Consider the following 17,172-nt stretch of genomic DNA (forward strand, 5'->3'; position numbering starts at 1 on the left):
GGCCATGGCAATATCAACGTCGGAGACCGGACGTGGCGCCGGCGGCGGACAACCTTCTGCCGGCAACGGCCACCAGGGCAGGGACAATGAAGCGCTCGCAAGAGCGCTCTGCGAATTCGGAAACCAGCTCAACGCGGGCAATCAGACGCTCCTGGATCAGCTGATCCGTGCCCTCGACACCCGGTTCGTCCTGCCCGGCACCGAGTACACCGCCGAGGAACGACAGATCGTCAACGCGTATGCGTCACTGCGACAACAACTGGCAGGCCCCGACGATGACGACCTGATCGGCCCCGGGCGGCTGGTCTCGTTGCACGTCTACGCGTGCGAGACACCGCCGGTCGTTGTGTTCGTACTTCAATCTGCAGCTGCCGCAGACGATGTCGCATTCCCCACCGGCGTCGACGGCCGCGTGCTCAACGCGGTGCCGACGCTGTTGACGGACCGCTTCGCCAGTTCACCCGGCGGGTGCCAACGGTACAAGGCTGTGATACCAGACGGCGCAACGACCGGACCCGTGACCGTTCGCACGACTGCCGAGGAATACTTCACCACCACGTTCGATGTGCACATTCCCACCACAAGAGGAGCAGTCCAATGATGCTCGCACTGGCCCGTTGGTTCGCCGCTGTCGAACGTGCCAATGGCACAACGGATCCCATAGACCAGGCCACCAAGGCCGCCAACGATGTCTTCGCACTGCACCCAGAGCAGATCCTCCGGTTCCTCGAGGAATCATGGGCGTACGGAAGTCAATCACTGCCGGGCTTTCAGCTGCCGCCGGAACTGCTCTACGGCCAGGTGCCCGGGTTCGAATCCGGTCTCCACAAACGGCTGAGCACGGTCAACGGCACCATCTACGGCACCCTGCCCACCTGGGGCTCGGCACCGCCGGCCGACTCCGGAACGGGAGCGCGCTGGGACCACCTCATCTACGCCTATCTCATCGAGAACACGCGTCTGCTCCCGATCTTCTTCCGGGTGGTCACCGAGTTCCTGCACGGCGAGCGTCTCGAAGTACCGTCGCCGACCACCCAACAGTGGCTGAGAACCACCGAGGCACTGTTCATGCGCGACCTCCCGTCCCGGTCGATCGGAGCGATCACCAGCTCGGTCCGGCCCGATCTGGAGGCCACCCGGCGAAACGCCTACTACCGACTGTTCGGCGTCGACCTCAATCACGGAGCCAACAACGGAGCCCCCTACAGCTACGTACGAGCCCAAGCCGCCAACACCGGCCTCATCCGAACCTTCGAGGACTTCCTTCGCGAGGTGTGGACGGCATCGGAGAACTACCGAAATACCAGTGGCGTCAACAGCAAAGACGACGCCGCCATCGCGACGCATGCCCGGGACATGCAGGACATGCTGACCACGCGTCGCCGCTTCGGCAACCTGGCGCGCGAAGAGTTCGTGATCGTCAGCATGCTGTCCTGGTTCGACCTGACGCTCGAATCGAACAATTCCGTCGTCGTCGATCTCAAGGCCACCGCTGCGAGCCCCGAAGAGCGGCTCCGGAAGATCGGCGAGCGCGTCGGACTCGCACCGCACGCGCAATCGGAAAGCTTCTTCCGGCTCGCGCCAAGAATGTCACCGCTGTTCCGGCACATCGAGGAGGGGCGATACAACTCGATCACCGCGGTCAGCGCGCTCTATGCCGACCCGTCCTCGGGTCCGCCGAACCAGCTCCGCCGCGACATGCTCGACGTCATCAACCAGTGGTCGGTCGCGACGGGCCGCGACATGAAGGCCAAGCGCACCACGCCGACACCGCGAACCGCTCCCGTCAACGGGCGGGCTCTGCTGGCAGTCGGAAATGGCGCTGCCGCACGGTGACTAGCTGATCGCCCGCGCGATCCCCTGCACGGCCCGCAGCCTGCCGTCGGTGAGCCCGGCAGTGAGGTTGTGGGCCTTGCGCGCGAAGTCGGGGACGAAGGCGTGCAGCCCGAGCGGCGTGACGGGCTGCGACAGCACCGTCTGCATCACCGCGCTTGCCTGCTCGGTGAGGTCATTCCATTGTTCGACGGCGAACCCTGACGATTCGACCGCAACGCGCAAATCATCGGGTGTGGCCAAGTGACTGACGCCGGCTTCATCGGCCCACGGCAACGGAAACTCCGGCTCATCACCCTGCCCACGCGTGATGTCCCACAACGCCAAGACTCCCCCGTCATGCAACACCCGGCGGGCTTCCCGGTACAGCGCGGCCTTGTCGGCCACGTTCATCTGGACATGTTGGCTCACCACGGCGTGAAACGTGTTGTCGGCGAAGGGCAGAGCGGTGACGTCGCCCGCCTGAACCGTTATCCGGTCATCCAGTCCCACAAGCTGATTGAGCCAGCGGGCGGTATCGCAGTACTCCTCGGTCAGATCGACTGCCGTCACTTCAGAGCCGTACCGGTCGACGATGTAGCGCGCAGTGCCGCCTACCCCACTGCCCGCGTCGAGCACTGCGGTGCTGCTGGTGATCCCGGCGAGCTCGATCAGTCGACTGGTGGCGATGCGGCCCATGGTGTGGAAATCCTCGAGCACTCCCAGATCCGCGGGCCGCAGGTGATCGAGGTCGAGCCCCGCACTGGTGAGGGCGCGCTCGATGTTGCGCCGGGACAGGCCGGTCGCATACTGGTCGTCAATGCGAGTGGTCGCCATGGCTGTGGCCTTTCGTTCCGGCAGGCAGACGTGTTCACGTTCAACGGGAACCGGCAGCCCGAACTTCCCCCGCGGGGCCCGGCTACCGTTGGTCCCGTGTCGAGATCGCGCGTCCCCCGCGTATGCGCCACGGCGGCCGCCTTGCTGGCCCTTGGCGCGGCGACTTCGTGTGGACAGCCGCCGTCACCCCCGGCGGCTACCACCACCTCGACACACCCCGCGCCAATCACAACCACACCCACGACCGCGCCGGCGCCCGTGCCCGTCGTTCCCGAAGGGGATTTCACGCCCGTCGCCGAGCTGGTAGACGATTCGATCGCGGCGCACCGGCTGCCCGGCGCAGTGGTTCAGATCGGGCACGGCGGTAACGTCGTCTTCCGCCAGGCGTTCGGCTCGCGCAAGCTTCCGGACGAACCCGGGCTCGACGGAGCGCCGGCACCGGCTGAGCCGATGACCGAGGACACTCTGTTCGATCTGGCGTCGCTGACGAAGAGCCTCGCGACCACCGTCGCGGTCCTCCAGCTCTACGAACAGGGCCGCATTCAGATCGACGACCCCGTCCAGAAATACCTACCCGAGTTCAACCCGGCGAATGACCCACGACGCGCCCAGGTGACACTGCGCATGTTGCTGACGCACACCTCAGGCATCGCAGGAGATCTGAGCCTGGACGGCCCCTGGGGGCTGGACCGCGCCGACAAAGCCCAAGGCATTCACCGGGCACTCGCCGCGTGGGTGGTGTTCGACCCGGGAACGCGCTTCCACTACTCCGACATCAACTTCATCATCCTCGGGACACTGGTCGAGAGGATCACCGGGCAAACACTGGATACGTACGTGCCGCGCAACGTCTTTGGACCGCTGGGCATGGCCGACACCCACTACCTTCCCGCGGATAAGGCGTGCGGTCCACACCAGATTCGCGGTACCGCAATCGTTTTCGACAAGACCGCGCCGAAGGAAGGCACGTGCCCGGCCGGCACCTGGAGTACTGATCTCTTGGCGCGGATCGCGCCCACCGCGCACGACGGCGATACCCCGGGCCTCAACCCCGACTTCGGCCAGTTGCTGCGCGGCACGGTGCATGACCCCACGGCCCGCCGCATGGGCGGCGTGAGCGGCAGCGCCGGGGTGTTCTCGACGGTGCAAGACGTCGGCCGGTACGCGCAGGCCCTACTCGACCGACTTGCCGGACGCCCCAGCCCGTTCCCGCTGCAGCAATCCACGCTGGAATCGATGACGACGCCACAGCAACCCGGGCACAACCCCGCCCAGCTGCAGGCCGCCAACGACGCGACCCGGCGAGCCGTCGAAAACACGCCCAACACAACAGATCCCCTGCTCGCGCCGAGCTATCCGGCGATCGCAGGCCAAGACCTCCGCGGCTTCGGCTGGGATATCGACACCGAGCAGTCCCGCCCGCGGGGCATGCTCTTCCCGATCGGCAGCTTCGGCCATACCGGCTTCACCGGGGTGTCGCTGTGGATCGACCCCGGCTCGAATACCTACGTGATCGTCCTGGCGAACGTGATCCACCAGCCTGGCGGACCGCCGATCGTGAAGCTCAGCGGCGACATCGCCACCACGACCGCGCGGATCCTGCATCTGTACGGCACGTAACCGCCGAACGCCGAAGTCACGACAAGACGACGCGCACGAACCTGGTGATCTCGGAACCGGCGTTGATGTAGGCGTACCGCTGCGCGCTGCTGTAGATCGCGTGATCACCCAATCCGAGTGTCACATCACCGCTTTCGCGCTCAATGCACAGCCGTCCGGCGATCACCAGCACCATCTCGTGCCATCCGGCAGGGTCGGGTTCGGCGTCGTACCGGTCGTCCACGCCGAGGCTCCAGACCCAGAGCTGCCCTTCCCGATGGGCCGCTGCGCTGCCCAGCAGTACGGCACGACTGTCGTCCCCGTTGCCCCGCCACAACAATGCGTCGATGCGTTCCGGCGTGGCCGCGGGCGCGAGCACCAGGTCGACGAACGTCACCCCGAGGGCGTCGGCGATGGCGTCAAGCGATGACAGGCTGACGTTTGCTGAGCCTGCTTCCAAATTCACGATGGTGCGTCGGCTGACCCCGGCGGCGGCGGCCAGGTCGGACTGGCTCAGTCCCGACGCCGCCCGCAGGCGTCGCACATTCGCGCCGGCGCACGCGAGGACATCGGTTCCTTCAGTCATCGCTGCCACTGTAATCGATGCGCATTATTTTGCACATCGGCCGACCGAGCCCTAAAGTGTGCAGAATGTTGCACATCTCGATGCGTGATCGGTTGCCGTCGGGGCCCGAACTGGCCCTGATCGGCGTCACCGCCATCTGGGGGGCGACGTTTCCGATCGTGCATCAGGCGATGAACCACAGCGGGCCGTTGTTCTTCGTCGGCCTGCGGTTTCTGATCGCCGGCGTGCTCGGTGCCGCCGTCTTCTACAAGACCCTTCGAGGCATCAGCGTCGCCGAGGTGGGTGCCGGTGTGGCGATCGGCGCGGCCATCGCATGCGGATACGGGCTGCAAACGTACGGCCTGCAGTCCGTCAGCTCGAGCGTCTCCGCGTTCATCACTGCGCTCTATGTGCCGCTGGTGCCCCTCTTGCAGTGGGCGGTGATGCGCCGCCGCCCCGATCGCGCGGCACTGGTCGGAGTGTTGCTCGCCTTCATCGGCCTGGTTTTGCTGGCCGGTCCGAGCGCCGCAGGAGTCAGCCTCGGGCGCGGTGAGTTGGCGACGCTCCTTGGCGCGGTGGCCATGGCTGCCGAGATTCTCCTGATCAGCGGTTTTGCGGGCAAGGTGGACCTCGGCAGGATCACCGTCATACAGCTGCTGGCCGCCGGGGCGTTCGCCTTCCTCGCGATGCCCGTCACGGGCGAGACCGTTCCGGCGTTTTCCTGGTGGTGGTTCGGAGCCGCCGTCGGGATGGGCGTCTCCAGTTGTTTGATCCAGGCGACCATGAACTGGGCCCAGCGTTCGGTTTCGCCGACGCGCGCCACCATCATCTATGCCGGCGAGCCTGTCTGGGGCGGCATCTTCGGTCGCATCGCGGGAGACCGGCTCCCCGGACTGGCGATCGTCGGCGCCGTTTTCATCGTCGTGGGTGTGATCGTCAGCGAACTCAAGCCACGGTCGCGCCGCGAAGACACCGTCGCGGCCGAAGAAAACGACTGCGCGACAGCAAGCCAGGCTGAGCGACTGTGACGTCCCCTCGACGCCGTCGCGTGAGCAGGTAAGGATGAGCGCATGACCACGATCGACGCGACCGCACCGGTGCTCGTCACGGGCGCCAGCGGATACATCGGCAGCTGGATCGTCCGACGCCTCCTCGAAGCAGGGCATAACGTCCACGGCACGGTGCGCAACCCGCAGAAGACCACCGGACTGGAACATCTGCACAAGCTTTCCGCGGACCACCCCGACCGCCTCCAGCTCTTCAAGGCGGATCTCCTCGACCCCGGCAGCTTCGACGAGGCCATGGCCGGGTGCGAGCTCGTCATGCACACCGCATCTCCGTTCATCCTCTCCGGATTCAGCGATGCGCAGGAGGCGCTCGTGCGCCCGGCGCTGGAGGGCACCCGCAACGTGCTGGACTCGGTCAACCGCACGCAAAGCGTCAAGCGCGTGGTGCTGACCAGCAGCGTGGTCGCGATCTACGGCGATGCCCGCGAATCACGGGATGTCCCCGGCGGCGTCTTCACCGACGAGCACTGGAATACCACCAGTAGCGTTGAGCACCAACCGTATTCATATTCCAAGACCGTGGCCGAGCAGGAGGCCTGGCGCTATCAGAAGGCGCAGGACCGTTGGGACATGGTCACCATTCATCCGGGCCTGGTGCTCGGACCTTCGCTGACCAGTGCCAGTGACTCGGCCAGCCTGAGCACCATGAAGCAGTTCATCGACGGCACCCTGCTGACCGGGGCTCCGGCGTTGACGATGGGCGTGGTGGACGTCCGCGATGTCGCCGACGCGCACGTGCTCGCGGGCTTCACCCCGGAGGCCCACGGCCGCTACATCGTCAACGCCGACTCGCTGAGCCTGCTGCAGATCGGCAAGATTCTGCGCCGCGGCTACGGCCCGTTGTATCCGTTCCCCAGGACCACAGCGCCCAAGGCCGTCGTGAAACTCATCGCACCCCTTGCCGGGCTGACGCGAAAGTACGTGGATACCAACGTCGGTTACCCATTGGCCTTCGACAACAGCCGCAGCAGAGACGAACTCGGGCTCACGTATCGGCCCGCCGAAGAGACCGTCACCGACCACTTCCAACAGATGCTCGATGACGGCATCGCTCCACGTCGGCCCGGCGGGCGATGATCTGGTCAGAGCGGGCAGCCCGCCTACGGCGCTGAACTGCGGCTCAGCCGAACGGAATTGAGGCGATCATCGCTCCGTCACGGGTCACCAGGCTGTCCTTGGCCAACGTCGTACCGAAGTAGGTCGCCTGGCGATCGACCACCACTCGCTGATCGTCGTGGTGCAGCGCCAGCACCTCCCGCGCCAGCCGGGCGAACGAGATCTTCTCGGGCCCACCGATGTTGACCACACGGTTGCGCGGTGGCGATATCGCGACCTCGGCCAAGAAGGCCGCCACTTCGTCGCCCGCGATCGGCTGGATCAGAGCATCCGGCACCCGGACGTCATGCTCGTCCTCCTCGTCCGCGTCGGTCTCGACAACCAGCGACTCGACGATCGCGTCCGCGAACTCCCGGAACTGGGTGGCCCGGACGATCGTGTACGGCAGCCCCGACGACGCGATCAGCCGCTCCTGGGCGACCTTGGCCCGCATATAGGCACTGTCCGGTAGCTCATCGACGCCCACTATCGACAGTGCGACGTAATGTCCCACGCCGGCCGCCCGCGCCGCGGCCACCAGATTGGTGGTCGACCTGACGAAGAACTCCGACACTTCCTCATCGTCGAAGGATGGAGAGTTGGTGACGTCGACCAGAGTGTCGGCACCCGCGAGCGCCTTGGGGAGGCCCAGGCCACTGAGCACGTCGACACCCGTACGCCGGGACGCGGCGACCACGTCCTCACCCTCGCGGGTCAACAGCTCGACAAGCAGACTCCCGATGAGGCCACTGGCCCCCACTACTGTGACCTTCACTGTGCGAACACCTTTCGTCGTAGCCCGACTTGGGAGTCGGAGACCCAGACTACGTCGCACGGTGCGCGGCGGGTTGAGAAAACCGGATTAGCCGGTGTGGCGTTCTGTGGATGTGGGAACCGGTGGGGTATGACCCGCACGAGGACCGAGAACGAAGAGGAACACAGCAAGGAGAAGGACCGAGCGCCAGATCCCGTCGACCCGCGTAAGCCGGACTCCCCCGACGACCTCACCCGGGCCTCGTGGCGGTACGTGCTCCGTAAGACAGCCCGCGAATTCAGCGAAGACCAGTGCACTGACCTGGCCGCGGCGCTGACCTACTACGCGATGCTGTCCCTGTTTCCCTCCCTGCTGGTGATGGTGTCGTTGCTCGGCGTGTTCGGCCAGGGACAGCGCACCGTCGACGCTCTGATGGACGCAGCCGGCAGCCTCGCACCGGCATCAGCGCTCGACATAGTGCGTCCCAGCGTGGAGCAGGTGGTCGAAAGTCCGTCGGCCGGATTGACCCTGATCCTCGGTGTGCTCGGCGCGCTGTGGTCGGCTTCGAGCTATATCCGCGCCTTCGGGCGTTCGATGAACCGAATCTACGAGATCACTGAAGGCCGGCCGGCATGGAAGCTGCGCCCCATGCAGCTGCTCCTCACCTTGGGGGCCCTGGTCCTGGCGGCAGCGGTGGCGATAATGCTCGCGGTCAGCGGCCCCGTCGCCGCAGCCATAGGCCGCACCCTCGGTCTCGGCGATGTGGCACAGACTTTGTGGGCAGTCGTCAAGTGGCCGGTATTGCTGGTATTCGTCAGCGTGGCGGTGGCCATCCTCTACTACACGGCCCCCAACGTGCGGCAGCCGAAGTTCCGATGGCTCAGCATCGGGTCGGCCGTGGCGATCGCGGTGTGGGTGCTGGCGTCGGTTGGGTTCGGGTTCTACGTCAGCAACTTCGCCAGTTACAACAAGACCTACGGCGCGCTGGGCGGGGTGATCGTATTCCTCCTGTGGTTGTGGCTGACAAACCTCGCCCTGCTGTTCGGCGCGGAACTGGACGCCGAACTGGAACGTGGCCGTCAACTGCGCAGAGCGCACCGCTGAGGATGTGCTCCTCGTTGTGCCTGCCAACCAAGAGTGGTATTGCTAAGTGATGCGGTGCCCGACGTGCGGGGCTCCGATTACCATCATCGCCGCCGCTGCGCATTATGAGTTCGCAGAAGCGAACGCGGCTCGGTCGTTGCGGATTCAAAAACCAAGGGCACCAATGTAAGAGAGCCATCGCCACCCCACCATCGGAATAGCGGCACTTTGGTCAACTATCCCGCGCATGTGGCCGAAGAGGACAACCCGTGAGCACAACAGAGAACCACCCGACATCCGAATACCAGATCGAGGACACCGCAGGATTGCTCGCCCCGTTTCGCGAGACCGGCGAGGTCGCCGCAGCCGCCCTGGAACACCTCGACACGTTGCCACCCGGTACCGCCGTGCTGGTCGTCAAACGCGGACCCACCATCGGACTACGGTTCGTATTGCAGCAGCCCGTCACCACTGCGGGGCGTCATCCTCGCAGCGACATCTATCTCGATGACATCACCGTCAGCCGGCTACACGCCGAATTCCGCTGCGACAGTGGCAAATTCCAGATCATAGACACCAACAGCCTCAACGGCACCTACCTCAACCGGCAACCGGTGGACAGCGCGACGCTGACCGATGGCGACGAAATTCAGATTGGCAACTTCCGGCTGCAGTTCTTCGCTAGCCCCGCAACCACCTGACGAGTCGGCGTGCTCATCACTGGCCACTCCAGACCATGCGGTCCTGTGCGCCGTCGTTGTAGGCCACGACGGTCGGAGCGGGCCCGGTGACGTCGAAATAGATATGCCCCGTGGCGCGCCGACCCTGACTCATCGGCGACACGTCAAGATCAGGTGCCAGTGCCTGTTCCAACACCCGATAGTTCTGACCGTCTGCGGTGCGGGCATTGAATGACCGCATCGCCGGGATGACCTGCCCCTGCACGGCGGACACGGTGGTTGTGGCGTACCACAGCCGGCCCGCCAAGGGGACACCTCCGGTCCCCGGCACATTCAACGTGGTGCTGTCGGTTGGCTGCAGATCAGTGACGGTGTAGGCGGCCACCGACCCGTTCGGGTCGACCAGCTGCTGCTCGCTACCGATGGGACTGGCCGAGGCCGTTGCCTGCGTGCCCATCCACAGTGCCACCGCGGCGACTGCGCTTGCCGCAGCTGCAGCGGTTCGCAAACCAGCCATAGCCTTCTCCTCCCTCGTCGCAGAAACGCTTCGTCTGACGTGTTTGCCGGTTTGGGGAGGCTTAAACACGCCAATCGGCGTGGGGATGGTTCGCCTAGGCCAGCTGCTGCACGTCGTCGTGCTGCCAGGCAGTAAAGAAGCCGTCTATGTCGGGGCCGATCTGCTGCACACTGCACGTGCCCTTGCAGAGATAGACAGCTCTGCATTAGCGGTGGAGGATCAAACGAGAACCGCCCTGCACCCTCCCGAGGAGGAATCATGGCTGCGACAGATCCCACCTTTTACCGGAGTCCGGGCGCCGCTGTGACCGCCGCGCCCGAGCAGTTGGCCTACGTTGTTGCTTTCGACCCGGCAGGCCAGGCCAAGGACGCGCTTGCGGTGGTGGATTGCGACCCGGGATCGTCGACCTACGGTGGCGTGGTCGGTTGGGCGGAGTTGCCCACGGCAGGCAACGAGCTGCACCACTTCGGGTGGAGCGCGTGCTCGAGTGCGCTGTGCCATGACGGCCATGGGGATCACCATGACGGCGATCACGGTGCATCGCTCGAGCGACGCTACCTGCTCGTCCCCGGCATTCGGTCGTCGACCACCTATGTCCTCGACACCAAGCCCGATCCCCGCCTGCCCGTGGTGACGCGCACGATCGAGGCCAGTGAACTGGCAGCCAAGGCCGGATACTCGCGCCCGCATACCGTGCACTGCGGCCCGGGCGGCATCTTCATGTCCGCATTGGGTGGAGCGAATGGCGATGACGGTCCCGGTGGTATCGCGCTGATCGACCACGACACGTTCGAGGTGATCGGACAGTGGGAGCTGGACCGCGGCTCGCAGCGCTTGGCTTACGACGTGTGGTGGCACCTCAAACACGACACGCTCGTGACATCGGAGTGGGGACCGATCTCGATCATCGAAAACGGGCTCAACCCCGAAGACCTCCTCGGCCGCAAATTCGGTCACCACGTGAACTTTTGGAGTATGTCCGAGCGCAAGCTGACCCAGCGGGTCGACCTCGGCGACGAGCACCAGATGGTTCTCGAGCTGCGCCCGGCCCATGACCCGTCCATGGCGTTCGGCTTCGTCGGGGTGGTGATCAGCGTCGAGGATCTTTCGGCGTCGGTGTGGCTGTGGCATCGGGACGGTGATCGGTGGTCGGTCGACAAGGTGATCACCATTCCGGCCGAGCCCGCTGACCCCGACGACCTGCCGCCGGCACTGAGGCCCTTCGGTGCGGCACCGCCGCTGGTCAGCGACATCGACCTGTCGGTCGACGATCACTGGCTGTGCGTATCCTGCTTCGGCACAGGCGAACTCAAGCAGTACGACGTCAGTGACCCGTTCCATCCCCGCGAGACGGCATCGGTGCGGCTGGGCGGGATGGTGCGGCACCAGCCGCATCCCGCGGCACCGGACCTGCCGCTCAGCGGTGGGCCGCAGATGGTGGAGATCAGCCGCGACGGCAGGCGGGTCTATGTCACGAATTCGCTCTACGGAGCCTGGGATGGCACCTTCTATCCCGAGGGCGTCGGGGCGTGGATGGCCAAGCTCGACGCCGACGTCTCCGCGGGCGGTCTGGTTGCCGATGCCGGGTTCTTCCCGCACGGCGACGACTTTCGCGGCCACCGCATCCACCAGACCCGACTCCAAGGCGGCGATGCGTCCAGTGACTCATACTGCTTCACCGACTCAGCCTCTCCATAGACGATCCTGGCTGATCATTCGAATGTTGTTGTTGCCATGGCTAATTCGGTGATGACGTCGTCGACCTGTTCGCATCGACGCCACACGCGGCGCTGTCGCATCGCACCATTGCCTACCTGCGCGATGCGCGCCAACTCCTCACGGGCCATGTCATAGTCGCCCACCGCTTCGAGGGCCGGCCGCACGTGTTCGATGAGTCCGGCCACCAGCAGCTGCGTCGACGCCAGTGCGTGACCGGCGATCAGATCGAACGCCTGGCCGTCGAGCCCATCGCGGCCCGCTCTCCAGTGCGCGGCTCGCAAGGCCGAGTCTGTGGGCCGCGGCACCCGATCCCCGTTCTCGCGGGCTTGCAGCGCCGTCATCACACAGGCTCGGATGAGCGTTGCGAGTAACACGGTCTCGGCCACCGTGGCAGGCACGTCAGCCACGCGCACCTCGACTGTTGGGAAGCGGGCCGACGGCCGTACATCCCAATAGACCATGCCGTAATCAAGCGCTGCACCGGACTCGAGCAGGGCATGGACCGTCGCGTCGTACTGCTCGGCCGACTCGAAGTACGGCGGTGGTCCCGCGCTCGGCCAGTGGGTCCACAGCATGCTGCGAAAACTCGCGTAGCCCGTGTCAGTGTTGCGGTAGATCGCCGAATTGGCGGTCAGGGCCAGCAATAGGTGCAGGACAGGTCGGATTCGGTTACTGACGTCGATGGCGGCCGCGCGGTTGGGCACCGCGACGTGCACGTGGCAGCCGCAGACGCCCTGCTCGTGCGCGATGATGCCGAACTGATCGGCAATCCGGTGATAGCGCGGGGTACTGGTGATCGGGAATTTATGCGGCACGGTCGGCGGCAGCCCGACGGCCAACAGCCGCGTGTCATTGGCCTCCGCCGCTTCCGAGGCAATGCGACGCAGCCGGCGGAGCTGGCCACGCAACTCGGCGCTGGTGTCGACCACGTCAGTCGTCGTCTCAACCTGACAGCTGGTGAGTTCGAGCTGCAACTTGGCGCCATGCTTGGCCGCATATTCAGCGACGGCTCTATTGCGGGCGGCTGGATAGCCGTCTCGCCGGTCGACGAGGAGGAACTCCTCCTCCACCCCGACGGTCGGATGACTGCTCATGGCTGGGGATTGCCCGGCGCGCGACTCACCAAACGTCGCGCCGTCAGACCGCCGATCCAGTGGTGCGCAACGGTTTCCGATGGCCGAGCGGTGTAGCGCGAGGCATCGGCGTTCGCGCTATGAGCTCTGCCGCAGCTCCGCCTCGGCTCGGTGCCAATTCTCTTCATCTGTCCCACGCGATTCCGAGAGCGAGATGTGGTACGCGCGTTCGGCAATCATCTCGTGGGTGAAGGCTGGCAACGTGGCCTTCACCGCCCTGCCTGCGGTCGACTTCTTCGCCCTCGCCGGCTTGTTGTCCTGCGTCGCAGCCCTCTTCGAAGGCGCGCGGCGGGGGGCCGGCTTTGACGTCCCCGCCTCTGTCAAGGTTTCTTTTGCTGCCATAACGGCACTCCTTTATTGATGCGATTATTGATGCGATCAAGGCGAGGCATCGATGCGCTCTCTCGGCCCGTATCATTCTTCACCCGCATCCGCTGTTCATCAGTCACCACGCGTGCGTGTCGCGGCGGGCATGTCAAACCAGTCGGCCCGCCGCCAAGGCGCCGTTCGGGTCGCTGCCTGAATCCGTCGAGATATACGAGGCAGAGTTTGTTGCGGAGATTCAGCGCCAAAGTTATTGGGCTCGCAAATATTTCGCCGCGAATTCAGTCGTGCCGACGCAGGGTGTCCCAGTCGTGTCCGTCCTCGAGCTGGGCGATCAGGTCGCGGGTGCGCTCTCTGAGGAGCAGGGTCAACCCGATGCCGACGATGATCGCGACAACCAGTGCCACCCATGAGAATCGCGCCAGCCATTTCTCGGCGGCCAGGCCGAGGTAGTAGACCACCGCCGTGGTCCCGCCCGCCCAGCAGATGGCACCGGATGCGTTGGCAGCCAGGAAGTGGCCGTAGCGCATACGCAGTGCGCCGGCCAGCGGGCCGGCCAGAATCCGCAGCAAGGCGATGAAGCGGCCGAAGAACACCGCCCACACCCCCCATCGCGCGAACAGGTGTTTGGCCAGTGCGACATGGCCCGGACCGAAGTGCTTTGGGAAGCGCTTGCCGAGTCGCTCGAACAGTCCCATGCCGTAGCGCCGGCCGATCGAATAACCGATGGAGTCACCGACGATCGCTCCGATGGTGGCGGACGCCCCCACCCACACCGGGCTGATGTCGAGATTGTGCCGAGAGGCCAGCAGCGCCGCGCTCACCAGCGCGATCTCGCCCGGCAACGGGATGCCCAGGCTCTCCAGGCCGATGACCACGCCGATGACCAGGTAAACCGCCAGCGGCGGGATGGATTCCAGTATCGCGTCGACCGTCACCCGCCAAGAATGCCGCATGGACCGCGGTTAGCGGTGCGAACCAGGCTGGGGACTTCGCTACGTGACCGGTTGCAGAGTGGCGCCGACGGCCTGGCTGTACAGGTCCGAGGCCGCACTCATCGCTGCCTTGACCGTGTTGTAGTAGTCGGTTCCGACGCCGCCCCGGTATCTGAGCAGCTGCGGATTCTGCGCGAGCGTGGCCGCCAACACGCTGTCGCTGCCGACGCCGTATTTCTTGAACGCCTCCGTGAACCGGGCGATGAACCTGGCAATCGCCTTGTTGGGGTCCTGGCGTTCAGCGACGGTGCCGAAACTGGCTTTCTCTTGGAACAGGCCTACGACCTCGTCAGCCGCCGCCCCCTGGCTCCCGTAGGCCTGCACACCGCCGGACGCGGTCGGGCGGAACGTGGACTCGATTTTCGCCGTGGCGATGACGGCCTTGATCTGCTCTTCGCTCAGCCTGGCGGCCTGGCCCTGGCTCACGATGGCGCTGACGATGTCCTGCGGGCTGGAGTCTTTGGTCACGACCACCGGTCGACGGGTGATGGCTGCGGCGACTTTGGTGACTGTACCGGCAGCAGGCCGTTGCTCAACCGCGACCGCGGTATCCCGGTGCATCGGGGGAGAAGAAACCAAGGTGGTCGCACCGCCGACGCCAGTGGCAACGAGAACTGCGGTGATGATCTTCTTCACTTGTTTGTGTTTTCCGAGGGCCTCAGCCAGTCGGTCAGCTTTCGGCAAGGTCGTGCTCTCTTTTCTGAACTTGTGGATCCGTGGGCCGACACAGACACGCCCTCCCGACCGCCCTCTGGGCGTCGAAAGACAGGGCCGAGTTGCGCACCGGCAGGCGGCGACCAAACGCCGACCACACCAGACGCGCCGATGAAATTTGCTGCGCGCATTACGGCTGCGGCGACGCTGGAATGAGTTCGCCGCCCACACATCACACCCGCCGCAACCGTCGCTCCGGTTGCCATGGTGTGACCTGTGCCACGTCACCTCGTACTACGGGGTTGTAGCAGTCAGCCGAGCACTGTATTAGAACGTTCGGGATCTCGCAAAACCGCGGTACACATTCGACGTCCAGCGGCTTGTGCGGGCACCGTCAGCGATTGGTGTCGTTTGCTGGCTATGTACCAGCGCCCCGCCCTGGCGAGGGCGGCACACCCAGCCGGCTCATCGACGTGGCGGTTCCCACGGGCGTAACCGCGGCAGCCAGGCCAGGACCGTAAGCCCGAACGCCTTATATTCGTCTGCGAATTGCCTTGCGAGAGTTGACTCTTCATACCAGAGAACTAGCGCCGCAGGAGCCACCCGCGCCGCTACCGCATACATCAGTAGCCGGGCGTTTCCGAACAGCAGCGCCTGTCCGACGATCGCAAGCAACAACCCGACATACATCGGGTTACGGACGTAGCGATTGAATCCGGAGACGACCAGACGATCGGTCGGCGCGACGGGGATCGCGGTGCCGCCGGCCCCGTCGAACTCCGCGAAAGCCGAGACCGGCGGGACCCGGGGAGATCATGTGCCGGAGGCTGGAGCCAGAGGATTGCCGATCCACGTGACGACCGCGGCCGTCACCGTCACCCCCACGGCCGCGGCTGCCAACGAACCGGAGTAGCCCGCCGGTGCCGCGAGCGCCGCCAGCACCGCGATCCCGAGCCCGGCACCGAGTGCGAATGCCACCTCCTGCACCACACCTACCTGGGATACCGCGTCGGCGGGAGCCGCCACAAACAGCGCCGTGGTGCCGAGCGTTCCGATCACGCCGAAGCCTGCGCCGATCAGCAGCAGGGCCGGCCCGATCGCCGCCGGATCCATTGCCGCCCAAGCCAGCCCAGCCGCCTGCAGCATGAGCGCCGCCGGTAGAACCAGGCCACGGCGGTCGATCCGGGCCAGGATGGGCGCCACGATGCCGCCGACCGTGGTGGCGATCGCCTGCCAGAGCAGCACGAGCCCCGTCGCGGACGCCGACCACCCGCGATCGTTCTGCAGATGCAGGCTGGTCAGATAGATCGCCCCGACAGTGACTCCGGCCGAGACGATGATCGTCGCCACCGCTGCCGAGAACCCCCGGTCTCCGAACAGGTCCACCCGCAGCAGTGGATCCCGCAGCCGCCGCTGAGCCCGCAGGAACACCGCCAAGACGCCCGCGCCGGCCAGCCCGACGACGGCGCCGAGCACCGGTACGAACGGCAGACGTTGCACGCCGTACACCGTGGCGCCGAGCCCGAGCGCCGCCACCATCACCCACCCCGGATGCCACGGCGGCGGCATCGGGGCCCGGGTGTTCGGCACCGTAGCCCGGGCGAGGATCGCGCCGATCGCCGCGATCGGTACGCAGATCCAGAACACCCACTGCCAGCCCCAGTGATCGGTGAGGTAGCCGCCCACGAGCGGGCCGACGGTATTCGCGGCACCGAACACGGCGACCCAGAGGCCGTTTGCCAACGTCCGGGCATGGCCGGTGAATACGGCACCGATCGTGGACACCACGTTCGCCAGGATGAGCGCGCCGGCGATGCCGAGGCCGAGTCGCGCCGCGAGCAGTCCAGGGGCGGGCAGCACCGGGGCCACTGCGCTGAGCAGCGCGAAGACAGTCGTGCCCGCCACCAGGGCGCGGCGGCGTCCGGAGCGATCCCCCCACCGCGCGGCAGGCACGATCGCAGCTGCCACGGCGAGCGGGTAGATGTTGACGACCCACGACTGGTCCGCCGGGGCGATCCCGACATCGTGAGCGAGTTTCGGCAGGGCGGTGTTGATCATGCTCACGGCGAGACTCTGCGCGAGTATCCCCACGAGCAGCGGGATCATCACGGGCCACGAGATCCGATCACTGGCCCGCGGCAACCCCTTATCGCACGGTGTCGTCACACCTCGATACTGACAGGTCGGCGTCTGCTCAATTGCGCGCCGGCCCCGGGATAATCGCCAGGCCGTCTAATAGCAGAGGACTTCGGCATCGCACTCCAGGCAAGCCGCGCCGTGCGAATTGCGGAACGCAGTCGCGGAAGCAACGCGGCCGAATGCGGTCGGCGTGCCAAAG

The 17,172-nt window shown here is 65.7% G+C and carries 18 protein-coding genes; 9 read left to right on the forward strand and 9 right to left on the reverse strand.

Going from position 1 to position 17,172, the window contains the following annotated elements; translation table 11 throughout:
• The first annotated feature begins 4 nt into the window (after nt 1-4).
• Together A5784_RS30915 and A5784_RS30920 are read left to right on the forward strand one after the other, a co-directional pair.
• Nucleotides 5-601, forward strand: a complete 597-nt coding sequence (locus tag A5784_RS30915; protein WP_064948673.1) for a hypothetical protein — start codon at nt 5-7, stop codon at nt 599-601.
• Nucleotides 598-1,836, forward strand: a complete 1,239-nt coding sequence (locus A5784_RS30920) for a hypothetical protein (protein WP_064948674.1) — start codon at nt 598-600, stop codon at nt 1,834-1,836. The genes A5784_RS30915 and A5784_RS30920 overlap by 4 nt, the downstream gene beginning before the upstream one ends.
• Here the strand turns inward: A5784_RS30920 and A5784_RS30925 are convergent, their stop codons facing one another.
• Nucleotides 1,837-2,649, reverse strand: a complete 813-nt coding sequence (locus A5784_RS30925) for a class I SAM-dependent methyltransferase (RefSeq protein WP_064948675.1) — start codon at nt 2,647-2,649, stop codon at nt 1,837-1,839.
• A gap of 96 nt (nt 2,650-2,745) precedes the next feature.
• Between A5784_RS30925 and A5784_RS30930 the strand changes: the two genes are divergently transcribed.
• Nucleotides 2,746-4,269, forward strand: a complete 1,524-nt coding sequence (locus A5784_RS30930; RefSeq protein ID WP_197514934.1) for a serine hydrolase domain-containing protein — start codon at nt 2,746-2,748, stop codon at nt 4,267-4,269.
• Between the two features lie 16 nt (nt 4,270-4,285).
• Here the strand turns inward: A5784_RS30930 and A5784_RS30935 are convergent, their stop codons facing one another.
• Nucleotides 4,286-4,834 carry a helix-turn-helix domain-containing protein gene (locus A5784_RS30935; protein WP_064948676.1) on the reverse strand — a complete coding sequence of 183 codons (549 nt, stop codon included), beginning with the start codon at nt 4,832-4,834 and terminating at the stop codon, nt 4,286-4,288.
• Between the two features lie 65 nt (nt 4,835-4,899).
• Between A5784_RS30935 and A5784_RS30940 the strand changes: the two genes are divergently transcribed.
• Nucleotides 4,900-5,841 carry a DMT family transporter gene (locus A5784_RS30940; RefSeq protein ID WP_082945187.1) on the forward strand — a complete coding sequence of 314 codons (942 nt, stop codon included), beginning with the start codon at nt 4,900-4,902 and terminating at the stop codon, nt 5,839-5,841.
• Nucleotides 5,842-5,883: 42 nt separating this feature from the next.
• The gene (locus tag A5784_RS30945; protein ID WP_064948677.1) at nt 5,884-6,957 is read left to right on the forward strand and encodes an SDR family oxidoreductase; all 1,074 of its coding nucleotides are present in this window, start codon (nt 5,884-5,886) and stop codon (nt 6,955-6,957) included.
• Nucleotides 6,958-7,000: 43 nt separating this feature from the next.
• Here A5784_RS30945 and A5784_RS30950 read toward each other — a convergent pair whose 3' ends face one another.
• Nucleotides 7,001-7,750, reverse strand: coding sequence for an SDR family oxidoreductase (locus tag A5784_RS30950; RefSeq protein ID WP_064948678.1), 750 nt, complete (start codon nt 7,748-7,750; stop codon nt 7,001-7,003).
• 129 nt (nt 7,751-7,879) lie between these two features.
• On the opposite strand from A5784_RS30950, the gene A5784_RS30955 reads away from it, so the two are divergent.
• Together A5784_RS30955 and A5784_RS30960 are read left to right on the forward strand one after the other, a co-directional pair.
• Nucleotides 7,880-8,833, forward strand: a complete 954-nt coding sequence (locus tag A5784_RS30955; protein ID WP_232006312.1) for a YihY/virulence factor BrkB family protein — start codon at nt 7,880-7,882, stop codon at nt 8,831-8,833.
• 248 nt (nt 8,834-9,081) lie between these two features.
• Complete coding sequence (locus tag A5784_RS30960; RefSeq protein ID WP_064948679.1) at nt 9,082-9,513, forward strand: FHA domain-containing protein; 432 nt, start codon at nt 9,082-9,084, stop codon at nt 9,511-9,513.
• A 16-nt stretch (nt 9,514-9,529) separates the two neighbouring features.
• On the opposite strand, the gene A5784_RS30965 is transcribed toward A5784_RS30960, so the two are convergent.
• Nucleotides 9,530-10,009, reverse strand: coding sequence for a DUF1942 domain-containing protein (locus tag A5784_RS30965; protein WP_064948680.1), 480 nt, complete (start codon nt 10,007-10,009; stop codon nt 9,530-9,532).
• Between the two features lie 258 nt (nt 10,010-10,267).
• Between A5784_RS30965 and A5784_RS30970 the strand changes: the two genes are divergently transcribed.
• Nucleotides 10,268-11,707 (forward strand): selenium-binding protein SBP56-related protein, encoded by a 1,440-nt coding sequence (locus A5784_RS30970; protein WP_064948681.1) that lies wholly within the window; start codon nt 10,268-10,270, stop codon nt 11,705-11,707.
• Nucleotides 11,708-11,721: 14 nt separating this feature from the next.
• Here A5784_RS30970 and A5784_RS30975 read toward each other — a convergent pair whose 3' ends face one another.
• Nucleotides 11,722-12,822 (reverse strand): glutamate--cysteine ligase 2, encoded by a 1,101-nt coding sequence (locus A5784_RS30975; RefSeq protein WP_064948682.1) that lies wholly within the window; start codon nt 12,820-12,822, stop codon nt 11,722-11,724.
• Nucleotides 12,823-13,048: 226 nt separating this feature from the next.
• Between A5784_RS30975 and A5784_RS39465 the strand changes: the two genes are divergently transcribed.
• Nucleotides 13,049-13,222 (forward strand): hypothetical protein, encoded by a 174-nt coding sequence (locus A5784_RS39465; protein ID WP_232006323.1) that lies wholly within the window; start codon nt 13,049-13,051, stop codon nt 13,220-13,222.
• A gap of 244 nt (nt 13,223-13,466) precedes the next feature.
• Here the strand turns inward: A5784_RS39465 and A5784_RS30985 are convergent, their stop codons facing one another.
• The 4 genes from A5784_RS30985 to A5784_RS30995 form a co-directional block, all read right to left on the reverse strand.
• Nucleotides 13,467-14,123: a DedA family protein gene (locus tag A5784_RS30985; protein ID WP_064948684.1), complete on the reverse strand. Its 657-nt coding sequence runs from the start codon at nt 14,121-14,123 to the stop codon at nt 13,467-13,469.
• Between the two features lie 57 nt (nt 14,124-14,180).
• Nucleotides 14,181-14,816: a hypothetical protein gene (locus A5784_RS30990; protein WP_232006313.1), complete on the reverse strand. Its 636-nt coding sequence runs from the start codon at nt 14,814-14,816 to the stop codon at nt 14,181-14,183.
• 483 nt (nt 14,817-15,299) lie between these two features.
• Entirely contained in the window at nt 15,300-15,587 is a 288-nt protein-coding gene (locus tag A5784_RS37945) for a methyltransferase family protein (protein WP_286159452.1), read from the reverse strand.
• Nucleotides 15,588-15,647: 60 nt separating this feature from the next.
• Nucleotides 15,648-17,000, reverse strand: a complete 1,353-nt coding sequence (locus A5784_RS30995; protein ID WP_064948686.1) for an MFS transporter — start codon at nt 16,998-17,000, stop codon at nt 15,648-15,650.
• Nucleotides 17,001-17,172 lie beyond the last annotated feature (172 nt).

Source organism: Mycobacterium sp. 852013-50091_SCH5140682, from assembly GCF_001665685.1.
GTDB lineage: Bacteria > Actinomycetota > Actinomycetes > Mycobacteriales > Mycobacteriaceae > Mycobacterium.

Bases quoted from the DNA above. Each gene is read 5' to 3' on its own strand.
- A5784_RS30970 (WP_064948681.1), top strand. From the start codon at position 10,268: ATGGCTGCGACAGATCCCACCTTTTACCGGAGTCCGGGCGCCGCTGTG.
- A5784_RS30925 (WP_064948675.1), bottom strand. From the start codon at position 2,649: ATGGCGACCACTCGCATTGACGACCAGTATGCGACCGGCCTGTCCCGG.
- A5784_RS30920 (WP_064948674.1), top strand. From the start codon at position 598: ATGATGCTCGCACTGGCCCGTTGGTTCGCCGCTGTCGAACGTGCCAAT.
- A5784_RS30975 (WP_064948682.1), bottom strand. From the start codon at position 12,822: ATGAGCAGTCATCCGACCGTCGGGGTGGAGGAGGAGTTCCTCCTCGTC.
- A5784_RS30945 (WP_064948677.1), top strand. From the start codon at position 5,884: ATGACCACGATCGACGCGACCGCACCGGTGCTCGTCACGGGCGCCAGC.
- A5784_RS30965 (WP_064948680.1), bottom strand. From the start codon at position 10,009: ATGGCTGGTTTGCGAACCGCTGCAGCTGCGGCAAGCGCAGTCGCCGCG.
- A5784_RS30915 (WP_064948673.1), top strand. From the start codon at position 5: ATGGCAATATCAACGTCGGAGACCGGACGTGGCGCCGGCGGCGGACAA.
- A5784_RS30955 (WP_232006312.1), top strand. From the start codon at position 7,880: ATGACCCGCACGAGGACCGAGAACGAAGAGGAACACAGCAAGGAGAAG.
- A5784_RS30935 (WP_064948676.1), bottom strand. From the start codon at position 4,834: ATGACTGAAGGAACCGATGTCCTCGCGTGCGCCGGCGCGAATGTGCGA.
- A5784_RS30940 (WP_082945187.1), top strand. From the start codon at position 4,900: ATGTTGCACATCTCGATGCGTGATCGGTTGCCGTCGGGGCCCGAACTG.